2 protein-coding genes are annotated in these 2,262 nt (G+C 66.1%); one reads left to right on the top strand and one right to left on the bottom strand.

Features of this window, described 5'->3' with window-relative positions; genetic code table 11:
• Positions 1-87: 87 nt before the first annotated feature.
• On the bottom strand, positions 88-1,161 hold the full coding sequence (ychF, locus tag VN856_RS11045) for a redox-regulated ATPase YchF (protein ID WP_325688888.1): 1,074 nt from the start codon (positions 1,159-1,161) through the stop codon (positions 88-90).
• A 131-nt stretch (positions 1,162-1,292) separates the two neighbouring features.
• Between ychF and VN856_RS11040 the strand changes: the two genes are divergently transcribed.
• Positions 1,293-2,262, top strand: a 970-nt coding sequence (locus tag VN856_RS11040) for a DUF6542 domain-containing protein (RefSeq protein ID WP_325688886.1), incomplete at its 3' end; no start/stop codon positions are given.

The raw sequence follows: 2,262 nt of genomic DNA, 5'->3' as shown, positions 1-2,262 counted from the left end.
GTCACCGGACACCGACGGTATCTCCGATTCGCCGAGTGAGGCAACGCACTCCGGGCGGGGAGTGGCCGGAGCGATGGTGAAGATCGCCTACACGTTGAAGCGGAATTCGACGACGTCGCCGTCGGCCATTACGTAGTCCTTGCCCTCCATCCGGACCTTGCCGGCGGCCTTGGCCGCCGCCATCGAGCCGGCGGCGATCAGGTCGTCGTAGGACACGATTTCGGCTTTGATGAAGCCCTTCTCGAAGTCGGTATGAATCACCCCGGCGGCCTTGGGCGCGGTATCGCCCTGATGAATCACCCAGGCGCGCGACTCTTTTGGGCCCGCCGTCAGATAGGTCTGCAGCTTGAGGGTGTGAAAACCCGCCCGCGCCAACGCATCTAGCCCGCGCTCGGTCTGCCCGATGGACTCCAGCAGCTCAGCAGCGGACTCGTCGTCCAGCTCTTGCAGTTCGGCCTCGATCTTCGCGTCGAGGAACACCGCGTCGGCAGGTGCGACCATCGCGCACAGCTCGGCTTTGCGGGCATCGTCGGTCAGCACCGACTCATCGGAATTGAACACGTACAGAAACGGTTTGGTGGTCATCAGGTTCAGCTCGCGCAGCACTAACGCGTCGACACCGGCGGCGAACAGCGTCTGGCCAGAGTCCAGCACCGCCTGCGCCGCGACGGCCGCCTCGTGTATCGGCTTGCGCTCCTTGTTGTTGCGGGCTTCCTTCTCGAGCCGCGGCACGGCCTTCTCGAGTGTCTGCATGTCAGCCAGAATCAGCTCGGTCTCGATCACCTCGATGTCGGACCTCGGATCGACCTTGCCGTCCACGTGCACGACGTCGTCGTCGGCGAACACGCGCACCACCTGGCAGATCGCGTCACACTCGCGGATGTTGGCCAGGAACTTGTTCCCGAGCCCGGCGCCCTCGGAAGCGCCCTTCACGATTCCGGCGATGTCGACGAACGTCACCGGCGCGGGCACGATCTTCTCGGAATGGAACATCTCCGCCAGCTTGTCCAGTCGCGGATCGGGCAGCGGCACCACGCCCTCGTTCGGTTCGATCGTCGCGAACGGATAGTTGGCCGCCACCACGTTGTTCCGGGTCAACGCGTTGAACAACGTCGACTTGCCGACGTTGGGCAAACCCACAATTCCCAGGCTCAGGCTCACGGAGAATCAAGTCTAGGGCTCGGCGGCGACGCCTTTTGCCAGGGACCGTTCCCACGCGAAAGGCATGGCGCGCCCAGTGTCCCTACGTGGTATTTACGGGGCTTTCGGTCCATTCCCGGTACGGTCTACATGTGTCAGCGCAGCGGGCAAAGCCAGCGGTGGAGGTTTCACACCGCTCGGCACACCCAAACATTCCAGGCGTCCCCTGGTACGCGGCCGTGCTCATCGCCGTCACGGCGACGGCCATCGGCTACGGAATCGATGCTGGCCATAAGGATCTGACCCACGTCTTCGCCGGCTTCTACATAGCCGGCTGTGTGGCCGCGGTGCTCGCGGTACGCCAGGACGGCATCTTCACCACGATCATCCAGCCGCCGTTGATCCTGTTCTGCGCCGTGCCCGGCGCCTACTGGCTGTTCCACGACGGCAAGGTCGGCCATCTCAAAGACCTGCTGATCAACTGTGGCTATCCGCTCATCGAGCGGTTTCCGCTGATGCTGGGCACCGCCGGCGGCGTGCTCGCGGTCGGCCTGATCAGGTGGTACTTCGGCAACTCGCGAGTGACGGGTGCGGCTGATGTGTCCGACGATGACGGCGGCGCGACCGGCGCCGATGCGAAGTCGGTCGTCGGTGGCCTGGTCGCCAAGCTGCGGTCGCTGATGCACCCCGAAACCGCCGCAGACGACGCCGAGGACGCTTCGGCCGGTGCGCGTCGCAAGCGCACGTCCAGCTCCTCCAAAGCCCGACGGACGGCGCGCAACAGCCGGTCTGCGACCCGGTCTTCCCGAACCCGTTCGCGGCACACCAGGGAAGGGCCGGACGACGGGGCCGAGTCGGTCGAACATCCCGAGCGGGCGAGGCGGTCGGCTCGCAGAGGCGCGACGGCCCGCGATTACGACGCCGGGGAACCGGCGCGGCGGCCTCGGCGGCGTCCCCGCCCGGAGGGCGATCCGGACCCGCGCGGCCAATCACCGCGGGAAGGACGTCGCGAGCCACGCAGCCGACGCAACCCATACGAGCGCCCGCGTAGCAGCCGTTTCGGCGATTCCGACAGGTACGAACCGCCGTCCGACTCCAGCCGATACCAGGGCCGCTACGAGG

The organism is Mycobacterium sp. (assembly GCF_035603715.1).
Taxonomy (GTDB): Bacteria; Actinomycetota; Actinomycetes; order Mycobacteriales; family Mycobacteriaceae; genus Mycobacterium.
The sequence above is the reverse complement of the archived record's forward strand: the minus strand, read 5'-3'. Positions and strand labels throughout refer to the sequence as shown.